Below are 20,512 nucleotides of genomic sequence, written 5' to 3' on the forward strand. Positions count from 1 at the left end.
AAAAAGGGCCAGGGGCGCGCGACCGCGCCACCCTGGACCCTGGCTTATCGTTCGTGCAGCGCGTCGCCGCCGGTTTCGAGAACTGGCCCGACGATGTAGCTTAGCAATGTTCGCGTGCCGGTGACGATATCGGCGGACGCGATCATGCCGGGACGCAACCGCACCTTTGCACCATTGGCGACGATATAGCCGCGGTCGAGCGCGACCCGCGCCTTGTAGACCGCCGGCTGCCCTTCCTTCATCACCACGGCCTCGGGGCTGATCGCCACCACCGTGCCGGGAATGGTACCGTAGCGGGAATAGGGAAATGCCTGCAGCTTCACCTTCACCGGCATGCCGGTGCGCACGAAGCCGATATCGCCGTTGCCGATCATCACTTCGGCTTCCAGGCGCGCATTGTCCGGCACCAGCGTCAGCAGCGGCTTGGCGCCTTCGACCACGCCGCCCTCGGTGTGCAGCTGAAGCTGCGAAATCGTGCCGTCAACCGGCGCGCGCAGGTCGCGGAACGAGCTGCGCAGCACCGTCTTCGCCACCTCTTCGCGCCGCGCCCGCGCCTCTTCCTGCGCCTTTACCAGATCCTGCAGGATCTGCGCTCGCGCTTCCTCGCGAGTACGGATCGAACTGCTTGCGGCGCTGCGCGACTGTTGCCCGAAGCGGGCGACGGTCGCCCGCGCCGCGACGAGGTCCTGGCGCTCCGCGATCAGCTGGCGCCGCATCTCGACCACGCGCAGCCGAGAGACATAGCCTTTGGCCGCCATCTTTTCGTTGGCGGCGATTTGCTGCTCCAGAAGCGGCAGCGATTGCTCCAGCTTGCGAACCTGCGCCTGCGCCTCGACAGAGGCGGAAGCAGCGGCGCCGCTGTCCGACCGGCCAACGGCGAGCATCGCTTCGATCTGCGCCAGCCGAGCGCGCGCAAGTCCGCGGTTCGTCTCAGCCTCCATCGGGCTAGCCTCCGCCGGAGCAACGAAATTGAAGCCTTTTCCGTCCAGCGCATCGACGATTGCCTGATTGCGCGCCACATCCAGTTCCGCGCTGAGCAAGGCAACGCGCGCCTGGGCGGCCTCTGCCCCCGAGATCGTCGGGTCCAGCGTCACCAGTACTTGCCCCTTGCGCACCCGCTGCCCTTCGCGCACCAGAATGGCGCGGACAATGCCCCCTTCCGGCGACTGCACGACCTTCGTCTCGCCGATCGGCGCAATCCGTCCCTGGGTCGGCGCTACGACATCGACGCGTCCGAACGTGAGCCATGCCCCGGTGGCGATCAGGCCGGCCAGCATCACCCGCGCGGTGATTCGCGCGGTCGGCGAGACCGGCCGTTCGATGATCTCCAGCGCGGCAGGCAGAAAGGTGGTGTCGTAATCCACGGCTCGGGGCGCCAGAATCGCACCCTTCATTTTGGCAAGGGCCCCGCCCCGGCCGATCGTGACCAACGCGTTCATGCCGCCATCTCCCCAAGGCCGCTCTGGCGGCGATACAGGTCGGCGTAGCGGCCGCCCTGGCGCAGTAATTCCTCATGCCGACCGCTTTCGACGATCCGCCCCTGTTCCAGCGTGATGATCCGGTCGCAGGCGCGCACCGCAGACAAGCGGTGCGCGATGATCACCAGCGTCCGCCCTGCCGAAATCGCGCGCAGATTGCTCTGGATCAGTTCCTCGCTCTCCGCATCCAGCGCCGAGGTCGCTTCATCGAAGACCAAGATGCGCGGGTTGCTAACTAAGGCACGGGCAATGGCAATGCGCTGGCGCTGGCCGCCAGACAGGTTGACGCCGCGTTCCACGATCTCGGTATCATAGCCACGCGGCTGGCGCAGGATGAAGTCGTGCGCACCGGCCAAGGTGGCCGCGGCGACAATCTGTTCGAACGGCATCGCCGGATTGGCGAGCGCGATATTGTCGCGAATCGATCGACTGAACAGCAGGTTTTCCTGGAGTACCACGCCAATCTGGCGCCGCAGCCAGGCAGGATCGAGTTGGGCAACATCCACCTCGTCGACCAGCACGCGCCCTGCATCGGGCACGTTCAGGCGCTGCAACAGCTTGGCCAGCGTCGACTTGCCCGACCCCGAGGAGCCGACAATCCCCAGCGAGGTCCCGGCGGGGATTTCCAGCGTGATGTCGCTCACCACCGGCGGCTGGCTATCAGCATAGCGGAAGCTCACATTTTCAAATCGAATCCCGCCGCGCAACACCGGCAGGGTGGCAGCGGATTCGGGGCGAGGCTCAACCGGATGATTGAGCACGTCGCCCAGTCGCTCGATGGCGATCCGCACCTGTTGAAAATCCTGCCAAAGCTGCGCCATCCGGATCACCGGTGTCGCCACGCGCTGCGCGAACATGTTGAACGCCACCAGCGCACCCACCGTCATCGATCCGGCGATCACCGCCTTGGCACCGAAGAACAGGATGGCGGCGAAGCTGAGCTTCGAGATCAGTTCGATCGCCTGGCTGCCGGTGTTGGCGGTGTTCACCAGCCGCTGCGACGCGGCGGTGTAGGAGGCTAGCTGGCGTTCCCACTGATTTTGCCAGTGCGGCTCCACCGCCGTCGCCTTGATCGTATGGATGCCGGAGACGCTCTCCACAAGCAGCGCGTTGCTGGCGGAGCTCTTCTCGAACTTGTCATTCACCCGCGCCCGCAGCGGCCCCGCCGCCATGAACGACACCAGCGCATAGGCCACCAGCGAGACCAGCACGATGCCAAAGAGCATCGGCGAGTAGAACAGCATCGCCACCAGGAAGACGATCGTGAACATCGGATCGATCATCACGGTCAGCGAAGCGTTGGTGAGGAATTCGCGGATGGTTTCCAGCTGCCGCACCCGCGTGACGGTGTCGCCCACGCGGCGCCTTTCGAAATAGCCGAGCGGCAGGGCAAGCAGATGGTGGAACAGCCTTGCGCCGAGCTCAACGTCGATCTTCTGCGCCGTTTCGGTGAACAGCCGCGTACGGATCCAGCCGAGCGCCACTTCCCACAGCGATACCGCGAGGAACGCCAGGGCCAGCACGCTGAGCGTGCTCATGCTGTTATGAACAAGGACCTTGTCGATCACGCCCTGGAACAGCAGCGGCGCAGCCAGTCCTAGCAAGTTGAGCGCGAGCGTGATCGCCAGCACCTCCAGCAGCAACACGCGATAACGGTGAAACTGGCGGGTGAACCAGCTGAAGCCGAAGCGCAGCGGCTGCGATCCCACCGCCCGAGTCGTCAGCAGCAGGAGCGTGCCCGACCAGATCGCATCCAGCCCCTGCCGATCCAGCTGTTCGGGCGCCCGGCCCGGGCGCTGCACGATTACACCATGCTCGGTAAGGCCACCGATCACGAACCAGCCTTCGGGGCCGTCGGCGAGCGCCGGCAGCGGATGTCGCGCCAGTCCGCCGCGAGGCACCTCCACCACCTTGGCGCGCACGCCCCGCTGGCGTTTCGCCAAAAGAATCAGGTCATCCGCCGAAGGGGCATCGGCATGGCCCAACATATGCCGCAACTGCTCAGCGGTGACCGCCACATTGTGTGCCGACAGCAGCAGCGCCAACGCACGAAGGCCGGACTCTCGTTGCTCTGCCACTTGATCGGCCGCCGCATGGGCGGCGAACGCACTTTGCAGGCGTGCCTGCATCTCTTCGCGTTTCATTCTGGGACGTCGCCTCCGCTGGCCTGGATGACGAGCGCGATGGTGAAGCCAATTGGTAAAAACTCGTTTAATTTGTTGTTTTTGGGTGGTTATACCTAGCACGGCCGATGGGCCGAAAAGGCGCCGATCCGCCTGCCGCAACCCTGCCTCGGCTAACCTATGCTATGCCCCGTTTTACTTGAAAGCGCCGGGAACTCGGTTGAAGTTTACGCGCTGTTAACGTAGTGCACCGCAGCGCAGGCTTTGCAAGCGGTCTGCACTTTTCCATTTTCGGGAGGCTTTCATGGTCAACTTCAAGCGGGCAATCGCCGCCGTCGCCGTTATGGGCGCGACCCTTGGTTTCGCTGGTTCGGCGAACGCCACCACCTATGTTTGTGACGCCGTCTCGAGCCCGTGCTCGTTCGATCAGGGAACCGGTGGTTTCTCGAACGTGAAGGTTGCCGCGAACAGCAGCAAGAGCGACCTGTTCCAGATCGCCGTGGACACGCCGGGTCAGCTGATCCTCACCTTCACCTCGGCGAACCTGACGTTCGGCAGCTTTTCCTTCGCCGGCACCACTTTCACTCCGGTGAGCGGCGACAAGTATTTCTTCAACATCGCCACGGCGGGCACCTATGACCTGGTCACCAACCTGACCAACAGCGGCTCGGTCGTCTCGTCCTACAGCGGCACGATCGATCTGGCCGCCGTGCCGGAGCCGGCCGCTTGGGGCATGCTGATCGGTGGGTTCGCGATGGGCGGTATCGCGCTGCGTCGTCGCCGTGCGACCACGCTTGCCACTGCCTGATCCCAACCGGGTCCGGCATATCGGCCAGAAGTGAGAGGCGCTCTTCGGAGCGCCTCTTTTTTTGGGTGCAGCGCGCCAGCGGGATTATCCCCACTTTAACCGCGCACGCTCATACGCAGGCCCATGGAGACTCAACAGCTTGGCCCGACGCAAGAAAATGCTGCACTGCAGCGCATTGCCACGGCCTTGCAACGATTCTGTGCTGCAGGCGCTAATGGCAGCAGATCGTCCCTACCGAGCGGCGGGAGCAGTGTTGATCGCTCAGCAACAAGTGCGCTAAGCCCAGTAGTGGCACGTCGATGGTTCAAGTTGCCGGCAATCGGCACCGCAGATTTCGGCGCGGGCGTTGCGTATCAAGGCCGCTGTTTCATTGGCCGTTTTGAAGCATCAATCATCTGGGGTACATGCTTGCATCCTGCTCGTCTCATAAATGGACCCGCTCACCGACGGAAGCGCTTCCGCCCGCAAACTTGTCTCGTTATAGTGCAGTGCAGCAGGCCGAATCGCCCGCTGACAGCGTGCTAAACCGTGAGGGAGCCCGGCGAGGCTATGAACGCTTTCGAAGCGCAGCGAGCCTTTGAGGAACAGTTGCGGGCACATGCGCGTGCCGAACAACGACGTGCGCCGATGTTGCGCAAGTCCGCGCTTCGGTTGCTCTTGTACACCGAGCTTGTCCTGTTCGACAGCATTGCGATCCTGATCGCGTTCTATCTCGCGGCGTGCGTTCGGGACAGCAACTGGCTGTCGCTGGCCGGCGTGAACGTCGGCATATTCCTGCTGCCGGTGACGCTCGGTACGGCCGTCGCCAGCGGCGCCTATGGGCTCTCCGCCCTGCGGCATCCCGTGAGCGGTGTGAAAAACATCTTCTCCGCCTTCTTCTTCTCGGTATTTATCGTGCTGCTCGGTAGCTATTTGTTGACAGCCGAGCTGCCGCTGTCGCGCGTGCAGCTCGCGCTTGGTGTCGTTCTCGCATTGACCTTCATCATGGCCGCCCGTCTGGGCTTTCGTCGCCATGTGCGCCGCATGACCGGCGGCAAGCTGCTGGACGAGTTGGTAATTGTCGACGGCGTGTCGCTGGACGTAACCGACGGTGCGGTGGCGCTCGATGCGCGCATCCTCAACCTGACGCCCGATCCCCACAATCCGCAGATGTTGCATCGGCTCGGCTCGATGGTCGCCGGCTTCGATCGCGTGGTGGTGGCATGCACCTCGGAACAACGCGCGGTCTGGGCGTTGCTGCTCAAGGGGATGAACGTGAAGGGCGAGATCCTCGTCCCGCAGTTCAATGCGCTCGGCGCAATCGGCGTCGACGCCTATGACGGGCAGGATACGCTGGTCGTGTCGCAGGGCCCGCTCAACATGCCCAATCGGGCGAAGAAGCGCATTCTCGACCTGGCAATCACCGTGCCGGTGCTGATTGCGCTCGCGCCGCTGATGATCCTGGTGGCCATCGCCATAAAGGTCGAGAGCCCGGGGCCGGTGCTGTTCGCGCAGGATCGCGTCGGTCGCGGCAACCGCTTGTTCAAGATCCTGAAATTCCGGTCGATGCGCCAGGCATTGTGCGACGCGGACGGCAATGTCTCGGCGAGCCGAGATGACGATCGCATCACCAAGGTCGGCGGTTTCATCCGCAAGACCAGCATCGACGAATTGCCGCAACTCCTGAACGTGCTGCGCGGCGACATGAGCGTGGTCGGGCCGCGGCCGCACGCACTCGGATCCAGAGCGGCCGATCATTACTTCTGGGAAATCGACGAACGCTACTGGCATCGTCACACGCTGAAGCCCGGCATGACCGGCCTGGCACAGGTGCGCGGGTTCCGCGGCGCCACGGATCGCCGGGTCGACCTTACCAACCGGCTGCAGGCGGACATGGAATATATCGACGGCTGGGACATCTGGCGCGATATCACCATCCTGTTCAAGACACTGCGCGTGATCGTCCACTCCAACGCCTTCTGATCGGCGGCGCCACCATTGTTGTAGAAGGCGATGGATTGACACTGCGACCACTTCCGTTTTTGAAGTTTAACGTCCGTGCGGCGCCCAGCCTGCACCAAGGGGGATTTGTAGAATGAAGGGTATCATTCTTGCGGGGGGAAGCGGCACGCGCCTGTATCCCGCAACCTTGTCGATTTCGAAGCAGCTGCTTCCCGTTTACGACAAGCCGATGATCTTCTACCCCCTGTCCGTGCTGATGCTCACGGGCATCCGTGACATCCTGATCATCTCCACGCCGCGCGATCTGCCGATGTTCCAGGCGCTGCTTGGCGACGGTTCGGCCTTCGGCATCAACCTCAGCTATGCCGAGCAGCCTTCCCCCAACGGGCTGGCCGAAGCCTTCATCATCGGCGCCGATTTCGTCGGCAACGATCCGAGCGCGCTGATCCTCGGCGACAATATCTATCATGGCGAAAAGATGGGCGAGCGCTGCCAGACGGCCGCTGCCCAGGCTTCGCAGGGCGGCGCCAATGTCTTCGCCTATCATGTCGATGATCCCGAGCGCTACGGTGTAGTGGCTTTCGATCCGGAAACGGGCGTTGCCACCAGTGTCGAGGAAAAGCCGGCTACGCCTAAGTCTAATTGGGCGATCACGGGTCTCTATTTCTACGACAAGGACGTGGTAGACATCGCCAAGTCGATCCAGCCCTCGGCGCGCGGCGAGCTCGAAATTACCGACGTCAACCGCATCTACATGGAACGCGGCGACCTGCACATCACCCGGCTGGGCCGTGGCTATGCCTGGCTCGACACCGGCACGCATGATAGCCTGCACGAGGCTGGCTCGTTCGTCCGCACGCTGGAGCATCGGACCGGCGTGAAGATCGCCTGTCCCGAGGAAGTCGCTTTCGAAGCCGGTTGGCTGGGCGCCGAGGACCTGCTGAAGCGCGCAGCCGGTCTCGGCAAGACCGGCTATGCCGCCTATCTCCGTAAGCTGGTGACCGCAGCATGACCCAAGTCCATCATCACGAACTGTCCGGCGTAATCGAGTTCACGCCACCCAAGCACGGCGACCATCGTGGCTGGTTTTCGGAGGCATTCAAGCAGTCCACGCTCGATGCCGAAGGTGTCGATGCACGCTGGGTGCAGGACAATCAGAGCTTCTCGGCCGCACCCGGCACGATCCGCGGGCTGCACCTGCAAGCCCCTCCCTTCGCCCAGGCCAAGCTCGTCCGCGTGCTGCGGGGCGCGATCTATGACGTAGCAGTCGATATTCGTCGCGGCTCGCCCACCTATGGCAAATGGGTCGGCGTCGAGCTGTCGGCGGACAAGTGGAACCAGTTGCTGGTTCCCGCCGGCTATGCACACGGCTTCATGACGCTCGTTCCGGATTGCGAAATCTTGTATAAGGTCAGCGCCAAATATTCCAAGGAATCGGAGATGGCGATCCGCTGGGACGATCCCGATCTCGCGATTACCTGGCCGGAGATCGGCGTCGAGCCGGTGCTTTCCGAAAAGGACGCGGTCGCGACCCCGTTCGCCGAATTCAACACCCCCTTCTTCTATCAGGGCTGATCCATGCAGCAGACCTTCCTCGTCACCGGCGGCGCCGGCTTCATCGGCTCGGCGGTGGTGCGCCACCTCGTCCGCCAGGGCGCGCGTGTCATCAATCTCGACAAGCTCACCTATGCCGGCAACCCGGCCTCGCTGACCGCGATCGAGAACGCGCCCAACTACCGCTTCGTCCATGCCGACATCGCCGACACCGCGACGATCCTGCCGCTGCTGCGCGAAGAGCAGGTCGATGTGGTGATGCACCTCGCCGCCGAGAGCCATGTCGATCGCTCGATCGACGGCCCGGGCGAGTTCATCGAGACCAACGTCGTCGGCACCTTCAAGCTGCTCCAGTCGGCGCTGCAATATTGGCGCGAACTGGAAGGCGAAAAGCGCGACGCGTTCCGCTTCCACCATATCTCCACCGACGAAGTGTTCGGCGACCTGCCGTTCGACAGCGGCATCTTCACCGAAGAGACGCCCTACGACCCGTCCTCGCCCTATTCGGCGTCGAAGGCGGCGAGTGACCACCTGGTCCGCGCCTGGGGCCACACCTATGGCCTGCCAGTAGTGCTGTCGAACTGCTCGAACAATTACGGTCCGTTCCACTTCCCCGAGAAGCTGATCCCGCTGACGATCCTCAACGCGCTCGAGGGCAAGCCCCTGCCGGTCTACGGTAAGGGCGAGAACATCCGCGACTGGCTGTACGTGGACGATCACGCCAAGGCGCTGGCGACCATCGCCACCACCGGCAAGGTCGGCCAGAGCTACAATGTCGGCGGCCGCAACGAGCGCACGAACCTGCAGGTCGTCGAGACGATCTGCGACCTGCTCGACCAGCGCATCCCCCTGCCCGACGGCAAGAAGCGCCGCGAGTTGATCACCTTCGTCACCGATCGCCCCGGCCATGACCGCCGCTACGCGATCGACGCGACCAAGCTCGAGACCGAGCTTGGCTGGAAGGCGGAGGAGAATTTTGACACCGGCATCGCCGCGACGATCGATTGGTATCTCGAGAACGAATGGTGGTGGGGCCCGATCCGCTCGGGCAAATACGCCGGCGAACGGTTGGGCCAGACCGCCTGATGCGTATCCTCGTCACCGGCAAGGACGGCCAGGTCGCCCAGGCACTGGCGGAGCAGGCCGATGGGCACGAACTGGTCTTCGCCGCCCGGCCGGACTTCGACCTGTCGCAGCCGGCGACGATCGAGGCGATGGTAGCGCGGGTTCAGCCTGACCTCATCGTCTCGGCTGCGGCGTACACCGCGGTGGACAAGGCGGAGAGCGAGCCCGAACTCGCCATGGCGATCAACGGCGACGGCCCCGGCGTGCTAGCCCGGGCCGGGGCGAAGATCGGCGCGCCGATCATTCATCTTTCCACTGACTATGTGTTCGACGGCAGTCTGGACCGCCCCTGGCGCGAAGACGACCCCACCGGCCCACTCGGCGTGTACGGCGCAACCAAGCTGGCCGGCGAGCAGGCAGTGCAGGCCTCAGGCGCGGATTACGCGGTGATGCGGCTGGCTTGGGTGTACAGCCCGTTTGGTAACAACTTCGTCAAGACGATGCTCCGCCTTGCCGAGACCCGCGATGCGCTGAACGTGGTGGAAGACCAGCAGGGCTGCCCAAGTTCGGCGCTCGATATCGCCACTGCGATCCTTGCGGTCACCGAGCATTGGCAACGCGAGGGCGCTTCGAAGGGCGTCTATCATTTCGCCGGATCGGGCGAGACCAATTGGGCAGATTTCGCCCGCGCCATCTTCGCGGAAAGCGCAAAGCGCGACGGGCCGGCGGCGGACGTCACCGGCATTCCCAGCTCGGACTATCCAACGCCGGCCAAGCGGCCCGCCAACTCGCGCCTCGATTGCTCGCGCTTTACCGAAACCTTCGGGTATCGCGCGCCCGCATGGCAGGACTCGCTAGCGATCGTGATGGACCGTCTCGCCCGCTGACAAGCAAAGCGCCTCCGCCGCCGCGTAGAAGCTTGGCGGCGGAGACGCCGTTCAGGTCCTTCGCCACCCGCAAGTAGCCAGCCTTGGCGACTGCCGAAACATCGTCGACGCTGCTGCCTGCAACAGAGTCGGCGAGCCTAGCTTATCCGTCCTTCAAAGTGTTCCTAGCGGCGCCCACCATGCTGCTTCTCTCGGCCGGGAAGCTCGGCGAGCACCGCGCGCTGCGCGCGTGGGCTCATGTCGCTCCAGCCGGCAATCTCAGCCGGCTTCCGCCAGCAGCCCAGGCATAACCGGATCTCCATGTCGAGGCGGCATACCTTGCGACACGGCGACTCCGGCGGAGCGGCAAAGAGACTGCCGAACAATCCCATCAGCGCTTGAAGTTCAGGCCGGTCTTCCGGGCAAATTTGGCAAGGCTGTTGATCACCGGCGTCGGCGCATAATCGCGGATTACGCCCTTCACGCGGTGCAGCGGCGTACGCTTGTCATGCGCGGATACCGCCTTCCAGCGCACGAAGTTCGAATAGCCCAACCCCTCCGTGTCCTCTTCGGCGCTGTAGTAATAGAGGGCGAGCGAATTACGCCGAACGTTCTCCGGCGTCTTGAGCGGGAAGGGCTGGCCGTGCCACGACTTGCCGGAAACGCGGAAGATCGCCAGCCGATTGAACTTGGGCACGATGCTGGAGACGCATTTGGTCGCGTCCTCGTCCCACAGCTCCAGATTGCCGCCCCATTCTTCCTGCCAGTCGGGCGTACAGTAATAGATGCAGTTGACCTGCTGGCTGAGCCTCTTGTTCGGATGCCGCGACGCATCGATGTGCAACATCAGGCGCCCGCCGGAACCCGTCGAATGCAAGCCGCAGCCATAATGATTTGGATCCGGAAGCAGAAACTTGTTGCCGGTCAGCCGATCCAGGAAGTTGCAGAAGATGCCGGACTGAAACTGCATCATCATCAGCCGGACCAGGGGCGGGAACATCTCTTCGTCGGAGGTCGTGACCTTTTCGACGCGGCGATCACCGCTATGCGCGCTGTCCCCCGGCCCTTCCAGTCGCCAGTTGATATCGTCGAGGCCGGGAAAAGCCGAAGCAAGCCGCTTCGCGACATCGTCCGGTAGAAAATTGTCAATTGCGACATGCTCGTAGGGTTCGGCGTTCACAAAGCGCTCGTGATATTCTTCTGCCAGCGCGTAAAGGCGTTCCCGGTTGAAGAAAAAAAAGTCCGAGGTATCTGCCGCCAAAGTCATGTCGTCCCCCCGAAAACGCCCCGGCTGATCATATTCAGCCGCGGCGATTCGGGTAAACAACTTTTAACGATTGTGATGTCCCATTTTCACCGGTCGCGGATTCGAACCACAACCGGCTTGATCAGCTTAATCCCGAATTCCCGCAGCTTCCGGACGGGCGAAACGACAGCGTGGTCCCAAAAAACGCCGGCGGGACTTACCCGATGGGCTGCCACGTCACTGCGGATCTTGAAGGAATCGATGATGTCCGTATCCGCGACCAGCTTGCCCTTGATGCGATTGGTGACGTTTTCACCGTGCACCACCTGCAACCATAGCGGTTGACTGGGCACTTGAACGATGGTCCATTTCTCGCCCAGCTCATGGTGCGATTTCGCCCAGATCGTCTCCATCGTCGGCAGATCGCGCTCGACCAGCGACGTAAACGGGTTGCTGTGGTCGCTTGCGGTGTACAGGCGGCCGTTGCGCATCGCGATGCCCTGCGTGAAATTGAGCACCGTCTGCGCGGGCGCATCGACGGCCGCGGCCTGCACACGGGCGACAAAGTCCGAGGACAATGCATCGTCATTGTCCAGGCGCGTGGTGACGATCAGATCCTCTCCTGGTTTTGCCAGGGCGCGGACGTCGTCAGCAATCAGGGCCTTGTCGAACATCGCGACGAAGCGCGGGGTGAAGTTGAAGATCGCCCGATCGCGCTCGATCCGTTCCTTGAACTCGGCCGGCGTATCCTTGTCGAAATAGATCAGCCAATGGAAGTTTCGCTCGGTCTGGCCGGCGATGCTAGGCAGGCAGAATTGCTCGAACAGACCGAAGCGCCGATCCAGCCAGCCCGGTGAGTTGCGGATGGCGACCTCGCGTCCGGGGCTGGCGATGTTGAAGCGCGTAAGAAGTACGTGAAGCATCGGATCATCAGCCCTTGTCAGCGGAGAAGATGTTGGTGGATTGTCGGACAGGCCCGGCCAGCGGAACATTCGGGGCAGCCAAAGGGCGCAGGGTTGATCGAGCCATCGACGTCGCGCACGGCACGGCTGCAAACCCCCGATCGTTGTCACCCGCTAACCGGTTAGGCAATTATTTTCGGCCGGGCAACCGCCTATTGCTGCACCGCGCCATCGGAGACTAGACGGCAAGAACAAAACGACTTGCCGCCCAACGCCCTGCGCCCTAACCAGCCGGCGTGTCCAATGCCCGCACCGATCGCATCGCTACCGGCCTTGCGCTACGCCTGTTCGCGATTGCCTGCCTGGCGACCATGTCGGCACTGATCAAGCTATCCGAAATCCGGGGCGCCAATCTTGTCGAGACGATGTTCCATCGCCAGCTATGGGCGGTGCCGCTGGTAACGTTGTGGGTGGCGGCCGGGCCGGGGCTGCAATCACTGAAGACCAAGCGCTTCGGCGCGCATGTATGGCGCACAGCGGTGGGTCTTACCGGCATGATCTTCACCTTCGGCGCGGTCGTGCTGCTGCCCCTGGCAGAGGCGCAGACCTTCCAGTTCACCGTGCCGATCTTCGCGACGCTGCTCGGCGCCCTGCTGCTGCGCGAGCCGACCGGCTGGCATCGCTGGAGCGCGGTGATCCTCGGATTCGTCGGCGTGCTGATCGTGGTGCAGCCGGGGCATCAGGCGATCCCGATCTTCAGCGCCGTCGTGGGGCTTCTGGCAGCGTTGTTCGTCGCGCTCGTGGCAATCACCCTGCGCCAGATCGGCCGCACCGAAAGTGCCGGCACCACCGTTTTCTGGTTCTCGCTGCTGTCGGTGCCGGTGCTGGGCCTGGTTTATGCCTTCAACTTCCAGAACCATGATCCGGTCACCTGGGCGATCCTGATCGCCACCGGGCTGGTCGGCGGCGTCGGCCAGCTCGCGCTCACCGGCGCGATGCGCTTCGCCCCCGTCTCCGCCGTGGTGCCGATGGACTATTCGGGTCTCATCTGGGCGACGCTCTACGGCTGGCTGCTGTTCGGCGTGCTGCCGACCACCTCCACCTGGCTGGGCGCACCGGTGATCATCGCCAGCGGCCTGTACATCGTCTATCGCGAGCAGAAGCTCGCGCGCGGTCAGGCTAGCTACGCCGAAACGCCACTATGAGATTGTTGGCGGGCATCTCCACCCGCCGGTCGAACACCAGCCCTTGCGCTTCCGCCGCCGCCGTCACGTCGCTCAGCAGCCGCAGCCCCCAGGCAGGGTTGCGCGCGCGCAGCGAACGATCGAAGTCCTCGTTGGAAGGCGCGGTGGACACGCCCGCCTCACGATACGGGCCGTAGAGGACCAGCGGCCCGCCCGGCGGCAACAACCGCCCCGCCCCCGCCATCAGCCCCAGCGTAGCCTCCCACGGGCTGATATGGACCATGTTGACGCAGAGGATCGCATCGGCGTGCGCAATCGGCCAGGCAAGGGCGGCCGCATCAAGGGCCAGCGGCGGCCGGACATTGCCCAGCCCATCGCACCAGGCGGCAATCGACGCGAGCGCTTGCGGATCGGGGTCGCTGGGGTGCCATTCCAGCTTGGGGAAATGCTCGGCAAAATAGGCGCAATGCTCGCCGCTGCCGCTTGCCACTTCCAGCACATGGCCGGCGGCGGGCAGCAGTTGCGCTAGAATCGTGGCAATCGGCGCGCGGTTGCGCAGCGTCGCGGGAGCATGGCGACGCACGCCCTCGGGCGGGGCCAGCCAGCTGCGTTCGCGATCGCTCATGCGGCGACGCGCGCCTTGGCGAGCAGGCGCTTGCCCCGGAGATACAGCGCCGCCCGCATCGCGCTGAACAGCCCCACCACGAGCGCAGTGATGCGGTAGCGTATCCCGTACGGCGTATCGAACTGCATGCGAGTCCTCCCGGTAGATGCGGTGCAACATAGGAGGAAGCGTGGCGCGGTCAAAACGCTGCTGTGCCAGCGAAGGGGCGGCTGAGATCGGAAGCCGACCGCTCCAAGCCCGCCCCGAATGCAAGCGTTCGGCGGAGGTGCAAGCTGCGACGGACCACGTTCGGCGCGGTAGCGGATCGGCCGTTTCGCCCTGCGAAAGCAGGAAGCCCGACCGACGGCCTCTGGGTAGAGCGGGCGAGCGCAGTTGATCTGCCCGCGGCATGCGCGAGAAGACATTGCCGCGGCCGAACGCTATGCGCGCAGGATGGCCCGGCTGCTCCTGTTCAACAAACCCTTTGGCGTCCTGTCGCAATTCACGGACCGCGGATCGCCGACACTTCGGTCGACCTTGTCGGATTTCATCGAGGTGAAGGGTGTCTACCCCGCCGGCAGGCTCGATCGCGACAGCGAGGGGCTGCTGCTGCTGTGCGATGATGGGCGGCTGCAGGCGCGCATCGCCGATCCGCGCTTCAAGATGCCCAAGACCTATCTCGTCCAGGTCGAGGGCGATCCGCAGGCGGCGGACCTCGAGCGCCTGCGACGGGGCGTCCTGCTCAAGGACGGCATGACCCTGCCGGCCGAGGTCGAGCGGATCGACCCGCCGGAGCTGTGGGAACGCGACCCGCCGATCCGCCAGCGCAAGTTCATCCCCGACAGCTGGCTGAAGATCACCATCCGCGAAGGGCGCAACCGGCAAGTGCGCCGCATGACGGCGGCGGTGGGGTTTCCCACGCTGCGGCTGGTCCGCTGGTCCATCGGCGACTGGTGTGTCGCCGGGATTGCGCCGGGCCAGTTCGAGGAAATCACCAGCATGGACACGAGTTTGAGATCTCAATGAATTATCGCCACTCCTTCCATGCCGGCAACAGCGCCGATGTCGTGAAGCACAGCCTGCTGATCGCGCTCCTCCGGGCCCTGCAGCAGAAAGAGGGCGCGCTGACCCTGATCGATACCCATGCCGGCTGCGGGCTCTACGACCTTGGCGGTGAGCAGGCGCAGCGCACCGGCGAGGCCGCGCACGGCGTGCTGCGCGCCTTTGCCGATACGAACCCTCTGCTCGACGACTATCGCGCCGCGGTGCGGGCGGTGAATGACGGGGCGGAGCCGCACCTCTACCCCGGCTCGCCGCAGTTCCTCGCGCAGCTGCTGCGCCCGCAGGACCTGCTGATCCTCAACGAGAAGCATCCCGAGGACGTCGCGATCCTGCGCGATGCGATGCGCGGGTCGCCGGCCGCCGTGCACGCGCGCGATGCCTATGAGCTGTGGCTGGCGCTGCTGCCGACCCGGACGGCGCGCGGCGTGGTGGTCGTCGATCCGCCCTATGAGCAGACCGACGAGCGCGACCGCATCGTCGCCACCCTCGCCGCCGCGCACCGCAAATGGGCGCATGGCGTGACGGTGATCTGGTATCCGCTGAAGGACCGCGCGACGCACCAGCAGTGGAAGCAGAAGCTGCGCAGGCTCGGCATCCCGAAATTCCTTGTCGTGGAGCATTGGCTGTACGATGCCGATATGCCCGGCATCTATAACGGCGCGGGCTTGTTCATCGTCAATCCGCCCTATGCCTTCGTGCAGGCGCTGCCGCCGCTGCTGGAAGCGCTGCGTGCCGCGCTGGCGCCGGACGGGCATCGGGGCGAGATCCGCGCGGACTGGTTGCACGACTGAAACGCTGCAATCTGCAGTCAGCCACGCAACTCCCCCGCAAATGCAAAGCGCCGGCTGGAAGCGGGGGCTTCCAGCCGGCGTGTGCGACCCTCTCTCGGGGGGTAACGGGTCGGGCGCTTACTCGGCCGCTTCGGCCGGCGCCGCATCCTTGTAGGCCAGCACCGGCTTGCGCGCGGCGAGCGTCTCGTCGAGGCGGCGGCGGGGCGCGAAGTGCGGTGCGCTCTTGAGCGCCGCCTCGCCCTGCTTGGCCTTCATCGCGACGTTGCGGAACGCGCCGATGAACTGGTCGAGCGCCGCCTTGCTCTCGGTCTCGGTCGGCTCGACCAGCATCGCGCCGTGGACGACCAGCGGGAAATACACCGTCATCGGGTGATAACCCTCGTCGATCAGTCCCTTGGCGATGTCGAGCGTCGAGAAGCCCTCGGGCAGGCCCTTGTCGCTGAAGATCGCCTCATGCATGCACGGGCCGGTCTTGGCGAAGGGCGCGTCGAGCACGTCCTCCATCGCGCGCAGCACGTAATTGGCATTGAGCACCGAATCCTCGGCGACCTGGCGCAGGCCGTCGGCGCCGTGGCTGAGGATATAGGTCAGCGCGCGGGTGAACATGCCCATCTGGCCGTGGAAGGCGGTCATGCGGCCGAAGGTGCCGGCATGATGCTCCTCGGCATTCTCCTCCTCGACGATGCGATAGCCGCTCTCGGTCTTCTCGACGAAGGGCAGCGGCGCATAGGGTGCCAGTGCCGCCGACAGCACGACCGGACCCGAACCCGGGCCGCCGCCGCCATGCGGGGTGGAGAAGGTCTTGTGCAGGTTGATGTGCATCGCATCGACGCCGAGGTCGCCCGGGCGGACCCGGCCGACGATCGCGTTGAAGTTGGCGCCGTCGCAATAGACATAGCCGCCGGCGGCATGGACCGCGTCGGAAATGTCCTTGAGGTCCGGTTCGAACAGCCCGCAGGTGTTCGGGTTGGTGATCATCACGCCGGCGATGTCCGGCCCCAGCCGCGCCTTGAGCGCCGCCACGTCGACCCGGCCTTGCGGAGTCGCGGGGATGTCCTCCACCGCGAAGCCGGCGAATGCCGCCGTCGCCGGGTTGGTGCCGTGCGCGCTCTCCGGCACCAGCATGATGCGACGCGCGGTCTCGCCCTTAGCGTCGAGCGCCGCGCGGATCGCCAGCACGCCGCAGAGTTCGCCGTGGGCGCCGGCCTTGGGGCTCATCGCCACCGCCTGCATGCCGGTGAGCGTGATCAGCCAGTGCGCGAGCTGGTCGATCGCCTCCAGCGCGCCCTGCACGGTATCGACCGGCTGGAGCGGGTGGATATCGGCGAAGCCCGGCAGGCGCGCCATCCGCTCGTTGAGGCGCGGATTATGCTTCATCGTGCAGCTGCCCAGCGGGAACAGGCCGAGATCGATGGCATAATTCTGGCGGCTGAGGCGGGTATAGTGGCGCACCGTCTCGGGCTCGGACAGGCCCGGCAGGCCGATCGCCTTGCTGCGCTCCATGCCGCCCAGGCGGGACTTGCCTGCGGGGGCCTCGCCGAAATCGACGCCGGTGGTGTCGGTGGAGCCGATCTCGAAAATCAGCGCCTCTTCCAGCATCAGCGCGCGGTTGCCGGTGAACGTGCCCTCGGCGGTCTCGCCGCCCTGCGACGGCGTGGTGGGGCGCCAGCCCGACGGATTGATCGTGCTCATGCCAGCACCTCCTCGAGTGCGGAGGCAAGCGTCTCGACGTCCTCCTCCGTGGTGGTTTCGGTGACCGCGACGACGAGGCCGTTCTGCAGCGCTTCGACGCCCGGATAGAGGCGGCCGAGCGACACGCCGGCCAATATGCCCTTGTCGGCCAGCTGGCGGACGACCGGACGCGCTTCCTTCGACAGCTTCAGGGTGAATTCGTTGAAGAACCGGTCGGTGACCAGCTCCACCCCGTCCACTTCGGCCAGGCGATCGGCGGCGGCGCTGGCGCCGACATGGTTGAGCTCGGCGAGCTGGCGCAGGCCTTTCTCGCCCAGCAGCGTCATGTGCACCGACATGGCGAGCGCGCACAGCACCGAGCTGGTGCAGATGTTCGACGTCGCCTTCTCGCGGCGGATATGCTGCTCGCGGGTGGAGAGCGTCAGCACGAAGCCGCGCTTGCCGCTGGCGTCCACCGTCTCGCCACACAGGCGCCCCGGCATCTGGCGGACCAGCTTTTCCGAGCAGGCGAACAGGCCTACATACGGCCCGCCGAACTGGAGGCCGACGCCGAGCGACTGGCCCTCGCCGACGACGATGTCCGCGCCCATCTCGCCCGGCGCCTTGATCGCCCCCAGCGCCACCGGCTCGGTGACGACGGCGATCAGCAGCGCCTTCTTGGCGTGGCAGGCGTCGGCCAGTGCGGACATGTCCTCGATGCGGCCGAGAATGTCGGGATACTGGACGACGACGCACGAGGTGTCGGCGTCGATCGCGTTGATCAGGTCGAGCGTGTCGGGCTCGGGGCTGAACGTCGGCACGCCGGTGACGAGCTGGTCGCCGGTGAAGCGCGCCATCGTCTTGGCGACCGACACGTAGTGGGGGTGCAGGCCGCCCGAGAGGATCGCCTTGCCGCGCTTGGTGACGCGCCGCGCCATCGAGATCGCTTCCCAGCACGCGGTCGAGCCGTCGTACATCGAGGCGTTGGCGACGTCGCAACCCAGCAGCCGGGCGATCTGGCTCTGGAACTCGAACATCATCTGCAGCGTGCCCTGCGCGATTTCCGGCTGGTAGGGCGTGTAGGCGGTGAGGAACTCGCCGCGCTGGATGATGTGATCGACCGAGGCCGGCACATGGTGGCGATAGGCCCCTGCCCCCAAGAAGAACGGCGCTTCGCCGGCGGCAATGTTCTTGCGGGCGAGCGCGGTCATGTGGCGTTCGACCGCGAGTTCCGACGCATGCATCGGCAGGCCGGCGATCGGCCCGCTCAGGCGGGCGCTTTCGGGCACGTCGACGAACAGGTCGTCGATCGACTGGGCGCCGATCGTGCCAAGCATTGCCTGACGGTCGGCCGGGGTAAGGGGCAGGTAGCGCATCGACTGTCCTACTCCCCTCCCGCGTGCGGGAGGGGTTGGGGGTGGGCGCCCGCCATCCGCGGGCCTTTCGGTTTCTGGGGTGGGTTTTGGCCCGCCCCGGCATTCCTCCCGCATGAGGAGGAGAAATTCGGTGCCCCCTTGCTTCTCCCCTCCCGCGTGCGGGAGGGGCCGGGGGTGGGCGCCCGCTATCCTCGGGCGGCCCGTCAGGAGGAGAGCGTAGGCCCGCCCCCTGCCCCCTCCCGCACGCGGGAGGGGGAAAAGGTCACATCACAGCTTGGCGACGAACGCCTGGTACTTGGCCTCGTTCATCAGGCCTTCCAGCTCGCTCTCGTCGCTCAGAGTCATCTTGAAGAACCAGCCTTCGCCTTCCGGATCCTCGTTCACCAGCGCGGGATTGTCGGCGAGGTCGGCATTGCCCTCGACGACGGTGCCCGACACCGGCGCATACACGTCCGACGCCGCCTTCACGCTCTCGACGACGGCGGCATCGTCGCCCTTGCTCAGTTCCTTGCCCTCGTCGGGCACTTCGACGAACACGATGTCGCCGAGCTGGCTCTGGGCATATTCGGTGATGCCGACCGTCGCGACGTCGCCGTCGACTTCGATCCACTCATGGTCTTCGGTAAAATAACGGCTCATGTCACGCTCCCTTTCGGACATAGCGGTGGGGGACGAAGGGCATTGCCACGACTTCCGCGGAGTGCTGCTTGCCCCGCTGGACAAGCGTAATCTTGGTGCCGGCCGCTGCAAGCGCCGAAGGCACATAGGCCATCGCAATCGGCTTCTGCACCGACGGCGCGAACCCGCCCGAAGTAACCTTGCCGACTTCCGCGCCCGAGGCATCGACCACCGCCGCGCCCTCGCGCACCGGCTGGCGGCCCTCGACGATCAGGCCGACGCGCTTCATGGCACTGCCCTGCTCGCGCTCGGCGAGGATGCGCTCGGCACCGGCAAAACCACCTTCCTCACGGCGGCGCTTGGACAGCGCAAAGCCGAGATCGGCGGCGACCGGCGTGGTCTCCAGGTCGAGGTCATGGCCGTAGAGCGGCAGGCCGGCCTCCAGGCGCAGCGAGTCGCGCGCGCCCAGGCCGATCGGCTTGACTTCGGGCTGCGCGGTGAGCGCGTCGGCGAACGCCTCGGCCGCCTCGCCCGGCAGCGAAATCTCGAACCCGTCCTCGCCGGTATAGCCCGAACGGCTCACCCAGAGCGGGTTGCCGTTCCATTCGAACGCAGCGGCGGTCATGAACACCAGCTTCTCGACGCCGGGCAGCACGCGGGCGAGCGCGGTGACCGCTTCCGGCCCCTGCAGCGCCAGCAGCGCCTGGTCTTCTAGATGGTTGATCGTCACTTCGTCGGGCAGGAATTCGCGGAACACGCCGAGATCGTCCCACTTGGTCGCGCCGTTGACGACCATGTAGATCGTACCGCCGTCGATCTCGAAGGCATTGTCGGCGGGCAGGCGGGTCATCATCAGGTCGTCATGGATGCCGCCTTCTTCGCTGAGCAGCAGCGAATAGCGCATCCGGCCCTCGCCCAGCCCCTTCACGTCGCCCGGCAGCAGCTTTTCAAGGCCCGCATCGAACTCGACGCCCGAGAAGAGCAGCTGGCCCATATGACTGACGTCGAACAGCCCGGCATGCTCGCGCGTCCACAGGTGCTCGGCCATGATGCCTTCATACTGGACCGGCATGGAGTAACCTGCGAACGGCACCATCCGGCCGCCGCGCGCGCGGTGCCAGGCGTCGAGCGGCAGCGTCTCGATCGGCGTTTCGGTGACGGTGTCTTCGGCGATATCGCTCATCGGGGCACTCCGGGCATCAAGGGTTCAATGGCACGCCCGG

At 65.1% G+C, this 20,512-nt stretch carries 20 protein-coding genes; 9 read left to right on the forward strand and 11 right to left on the reverse strand.

The window, feature by feature from the left end:
* Positions 1 to 44: 44 nt before the first annotated feature.
* The gene (locus ACNFJ7_RS08440) at positions 45 to 1,439 is read right to left on the reverse strand and encodes an HlyD family type I secretion periplasmic adaptor subunit (protein WP_019371130.1); all 1,395 of its coding nucleotides are present in this window, start codon (positions 1,437 to 1,439) and stop codon (positions 45 to 47) included.
* On the reverse strand, positions 1,436 to 3,622 hold the full coding sequence (locus tag ACNFJ7_RS08445; protein ID WP_019371129.1) for a type I secretion system permease/ATPase: 2,187 nt from the start codon (positions 3,620 to 3,622) through the stop codon (positions 1,436 to 1,438). Before ACNFJ7_RS08445 ends, ACNFJ7_RS08440 begins: the two co-directional genes overlap by 4 nt.
* Before the next feature lie 283 nt (positions 3,623 to 3,905).
* Between ACNFJ7_RS08445 and ACNFJ7_RS08450 the strand changes: the two genes are divergently transcribed.
* From ACNFJ7_RS08450 to rfbD, 6 genes are all read left to right on the forward strand, one after another.
* The gene (locus ACNFJ7_RS08450) at positions 3,906 to 4,409 is read left to right on the forward strand and encodes an FxDxF family PEP-CTERM protein (RefSeq protein ID WP_019371128.1); all 504 of its coding nucleotides are present in this window, start codon (positions 3,906 to 3,908) and stop codon (positions 4,407 to 4,409) included.
* A 549-nt stretch (positions 4,410 to 4,958) separates the two neighbouring features.
* Complete coding sequence (locus ACNFJ7_RS08455) at positions 4,959 to 6,371, forward strand: exopolysaccharide biosynthesis polyprenyl glycosylphosphotransferase (RefSeq protein ID WP_050990222.1); 1,413 nt, start codon at positions 4,959 to 4,961, stop codon at positions 6,369 to 6,371.
* 112 nt (positions 6,372 to 6,483) lie between these two features.
* On the forward strand, positions 6,484 to 7,362 hold the full coding sequence (gene rfbA, locus ACNFJ7_RS08460) for a glucose-1-phosphate thymidylyltransferase RfbA (protein ID WP_019371126.1): 879 nt from the start codon (positions 6,484 to 6,486) through the stop codon (positions 7,360 to 7,362).
* Positions 7,359 to 7,925, forward strand: a complete 567-nt coding sequence (rfbC, locus tag ACNFJ7_RS08465; protein WP_019371125.1) for a dTDP-4-dehydrorhamnose 3,5-epimerase — start codon at positions 7,359 to 7,361, stop codon at positions 7,923 to 7,925. The genes rfbA and rfbC overlap by 4 nt, the downstream gene beginning before the upstream one ends.
* A gap of 3 nt (positions 7,926 to 7,928) precedes the next feature.
* Positions 7,929 to 8,990, forward strand: coding sequence for a dTDP-glucose 4,6-dehydratase (gene rfbB / locus ACNFJ7_RS08470; RefSeq protein WP_019371124.1), 1,062 nt, complete (start codon positions 7,929 to 7,931; stop codon positions 8,988 to 8,990).
* On the forward strand, positions 8,990 to 9,856 hold the full coding sequence (gene rfbD, locus ACNFJ7_RS08475) for a dTDP-4-dehydrorhamnose reductase (RefSeq protein WP_019371123.1): 867 nt from the start codon (positions 8,990 to 8,992) through the stop codon (positions 9,854 to 9,856). Before rfbB ends, rfbD begins: the two co-directional genes overlap by 1 nt.
* A gap of 164 nt (positions 9,857 to 10,020) precedes the next feature.
* Here the strand turns inward: rfbD and ACNFJ7_RS08480 are convergent, their stop codons facing one another.
* The 3 genes from ACNFJ7_RS08480 to ACNFJ7_RS08490 all read right to left on the reverse strand — a co-directional run bounded on the left by ACNFJ7_RS08480 (position 10,021) and on the right by ACNFJ7_RS08490 (position 12,073).
* On the reverse strand, positions 10,021 to 10,227 hold the full coding sequence (locus tag ACNFJ7_RS08480; protein ID WP_019371122.1) for a DUF1289 domain-containing protein: 207 nt from the start codon (positions 10,225 to 10,227) through the stop codon (positions 10,021 to 10,023).
* On the reverse strand, positions 10,227 to 11,102 hold the full coding sequence (locus ACNFJ7_RS08485) for a 2OG-Fe(II) oxygenase (protein WP_019371121.1): 876 nt from the start codon (positions 11,100 to 11,102) through the stop codon (positions 10,227 to 10,229). Before ACNFJ7_RS08485 ends, ACNFJ7_RS08480 begins: the two co-directional genes overlap by 1 nt.
* Before the next feature lie 86 nt (positions 11,103 to 11,188).
* On the reverse strand, positions 11,189 to 12,073 hold the full coding sequence (locus ACNFJ7_RS08490) for a glycosyltransferase (protein ID WP_082664480.1): 885 nt from the start codon (positions 12,071 to 12,073) through the stop codon (positions 11,189 to 11,191).
* Between the two features lie 206 nt (positions 12,074 to 12,279).
* On the opposite strand from ACNFJ7_RS08490, the gene ACNFJ7_RS08495 reads away from it, so the two are divergent.
* Complete coding sequence (locus ACNFJ7_RS08495) at positions 12,280 to 13,188, forward strand: DMT family transporter (RefSeq protein ID WP_019371119.1); 909 nt, start codon at positions 12,280 to 12,282, stop codon at positions 13,186 to 13,188.
* Here ACNFJ7_RS08495 and ACNFJ7_RS08500 read toward each other — a convergent pair.
* Together ACNFJ7_RS08500 and ACNFJ7_RS08505 are read right to left on the reverse strand one after the other, a co-directional pair.
* The gene (locus ACNFJ7_RS08500) at positions 13,163 to 13,792 is read right to left on the reverse strand and encodes a DUF938 domain-containing protein (protein ID WP_019371118.1); all 630 of its coding nucleotides are present in this window, start codon (positions 13,790 to 13,792) and stop codon (positions 13,163 to 13,165) included. The two genes, ACNFJ7_RS08495 and ACNFJ7_RS08500, sit on opposite strands and share 26 nt — an antisense overlap.
* Positions 13,789 to 13,920: a hypothetical protein gene (locus ACNFJ7_RS08505; protein WP_019371117.1), complete on the reverse strand. Its 132-nt coding sequence runs from the start codon at positions 13,918 to 13,920 to the stop codon at positions 13,789 to 13,791. The genes ACNFJ7_RS08500 and ACNFJ7_RS08505 overlap by 4 nt, the downstream gene beginning before the upstream one ends.
* Positions 13,921 to 14,224: 304 nt before the next feature.
* Here ACNFJ7_RS08505 and ACNFJ7_RS08510 point away from each other — a divergent pair, with 304 nt between their 5' ends.
* A complete protein-coding gene (locus ACNFJ7_RS08510) occupies positions 14,225 to 14,797 on the forward strand; it encodes a pseudouridine synthase (protein ID WP_019371116.1) in 573 nt (190 codons plus the stop codon).
* A complete protein-coding gene (locus ACNFJ7_RS08515) occupies positions 14,794 to 15,624 on the forward strand; it encodes a 23S rRNA (adenine(2030)-N(6))-methyltransferase RlmJ (protein WP_019371115.1) in 831 nt (276 codons plus the stop codon). Before ACNFJ7_RS08510 ends, ACNFJ7_RS08515 begins: the two co-directional genes overlap by 4 nt.
* A 117-nt stretch (positions 15,625 to 15,741) precedes the next feature.
* On the opposite strand, the gene gcvPB is transcribed toward ACNFJ7_RS08515, so the two are convergent.
* From gcvPB to gcvT, 4 genes are all read right to left on the reverse strand, one after another.
* Positions 15,742 to 17,316, reverse strand: a complete 1,575-nt coding sequence (gcvPB, locus tag ACNFJ7_RS08520) for an aminomethyl-transferring glycine dehydrogenase subunit GcvPB (protein ID WP_019371114.1) — start codon at positions 17,314 to 17,316, stop codon at positions 15,742 to 15,744.
* Positions 17,313 to 18,671 carry an aminomethyl-transferring glycine dehydrogenase subunit GcvPA gene (gene gcvPA, locus ACNFJ7_RS08525; RefSeq protein WP_026009403.1) on the reverse strand — a complete coding sequence of 453 codons (1,359 nt, stop codon included), beginning with the start codon at positions 18,669 to 18,671 and terminating at the stop codon, positions 17,313 to 17,315. Before gcvPA ends, gcvPB begins: the two co-directional genes overlap by 4 nt.
* Positions 18,672 to 18,938: 267 nt before the next feature.
* Positions 18,939 to 19,310 (reverse strand): glycine cleavage system protein GcvH, encoded by a 372-nt coding sequence (gene gcvH / locus ACNFJ7_RS08530; RefSeq protein ID WP_019371112.1) that lies wholly within the window; start codon positions 19,308 to 19,310, stop codon positions 18,939 to 18,941.
* 1 nt (position 19,311) lies between these two features.
* On the reverse strand, positions 19,312 to 20,472 hold the full coding sequence (gene gcvT / locus ACNFJ7_RS08535) for a glycine cleavage system aminomethyltransferase GcvT (protein WP_019371111.1): 1,161 nt from the start codon (positions 20,470 to 20,472) through the stop codon (positions 19,312 to 19,314).
* Between the last annotated feature and the right edge of the window lie 40 nt (positions 20,473 to 20,512).

Source organism: Sphingomonas sp. HT-1 (genome assembly GCF_048568905.1).
Lineage (GTDB): Bacteria > Pseudomonadota > Alphaproteobacteria > Sphingomonadales > Sphingomonadaceae > Sphingomonas.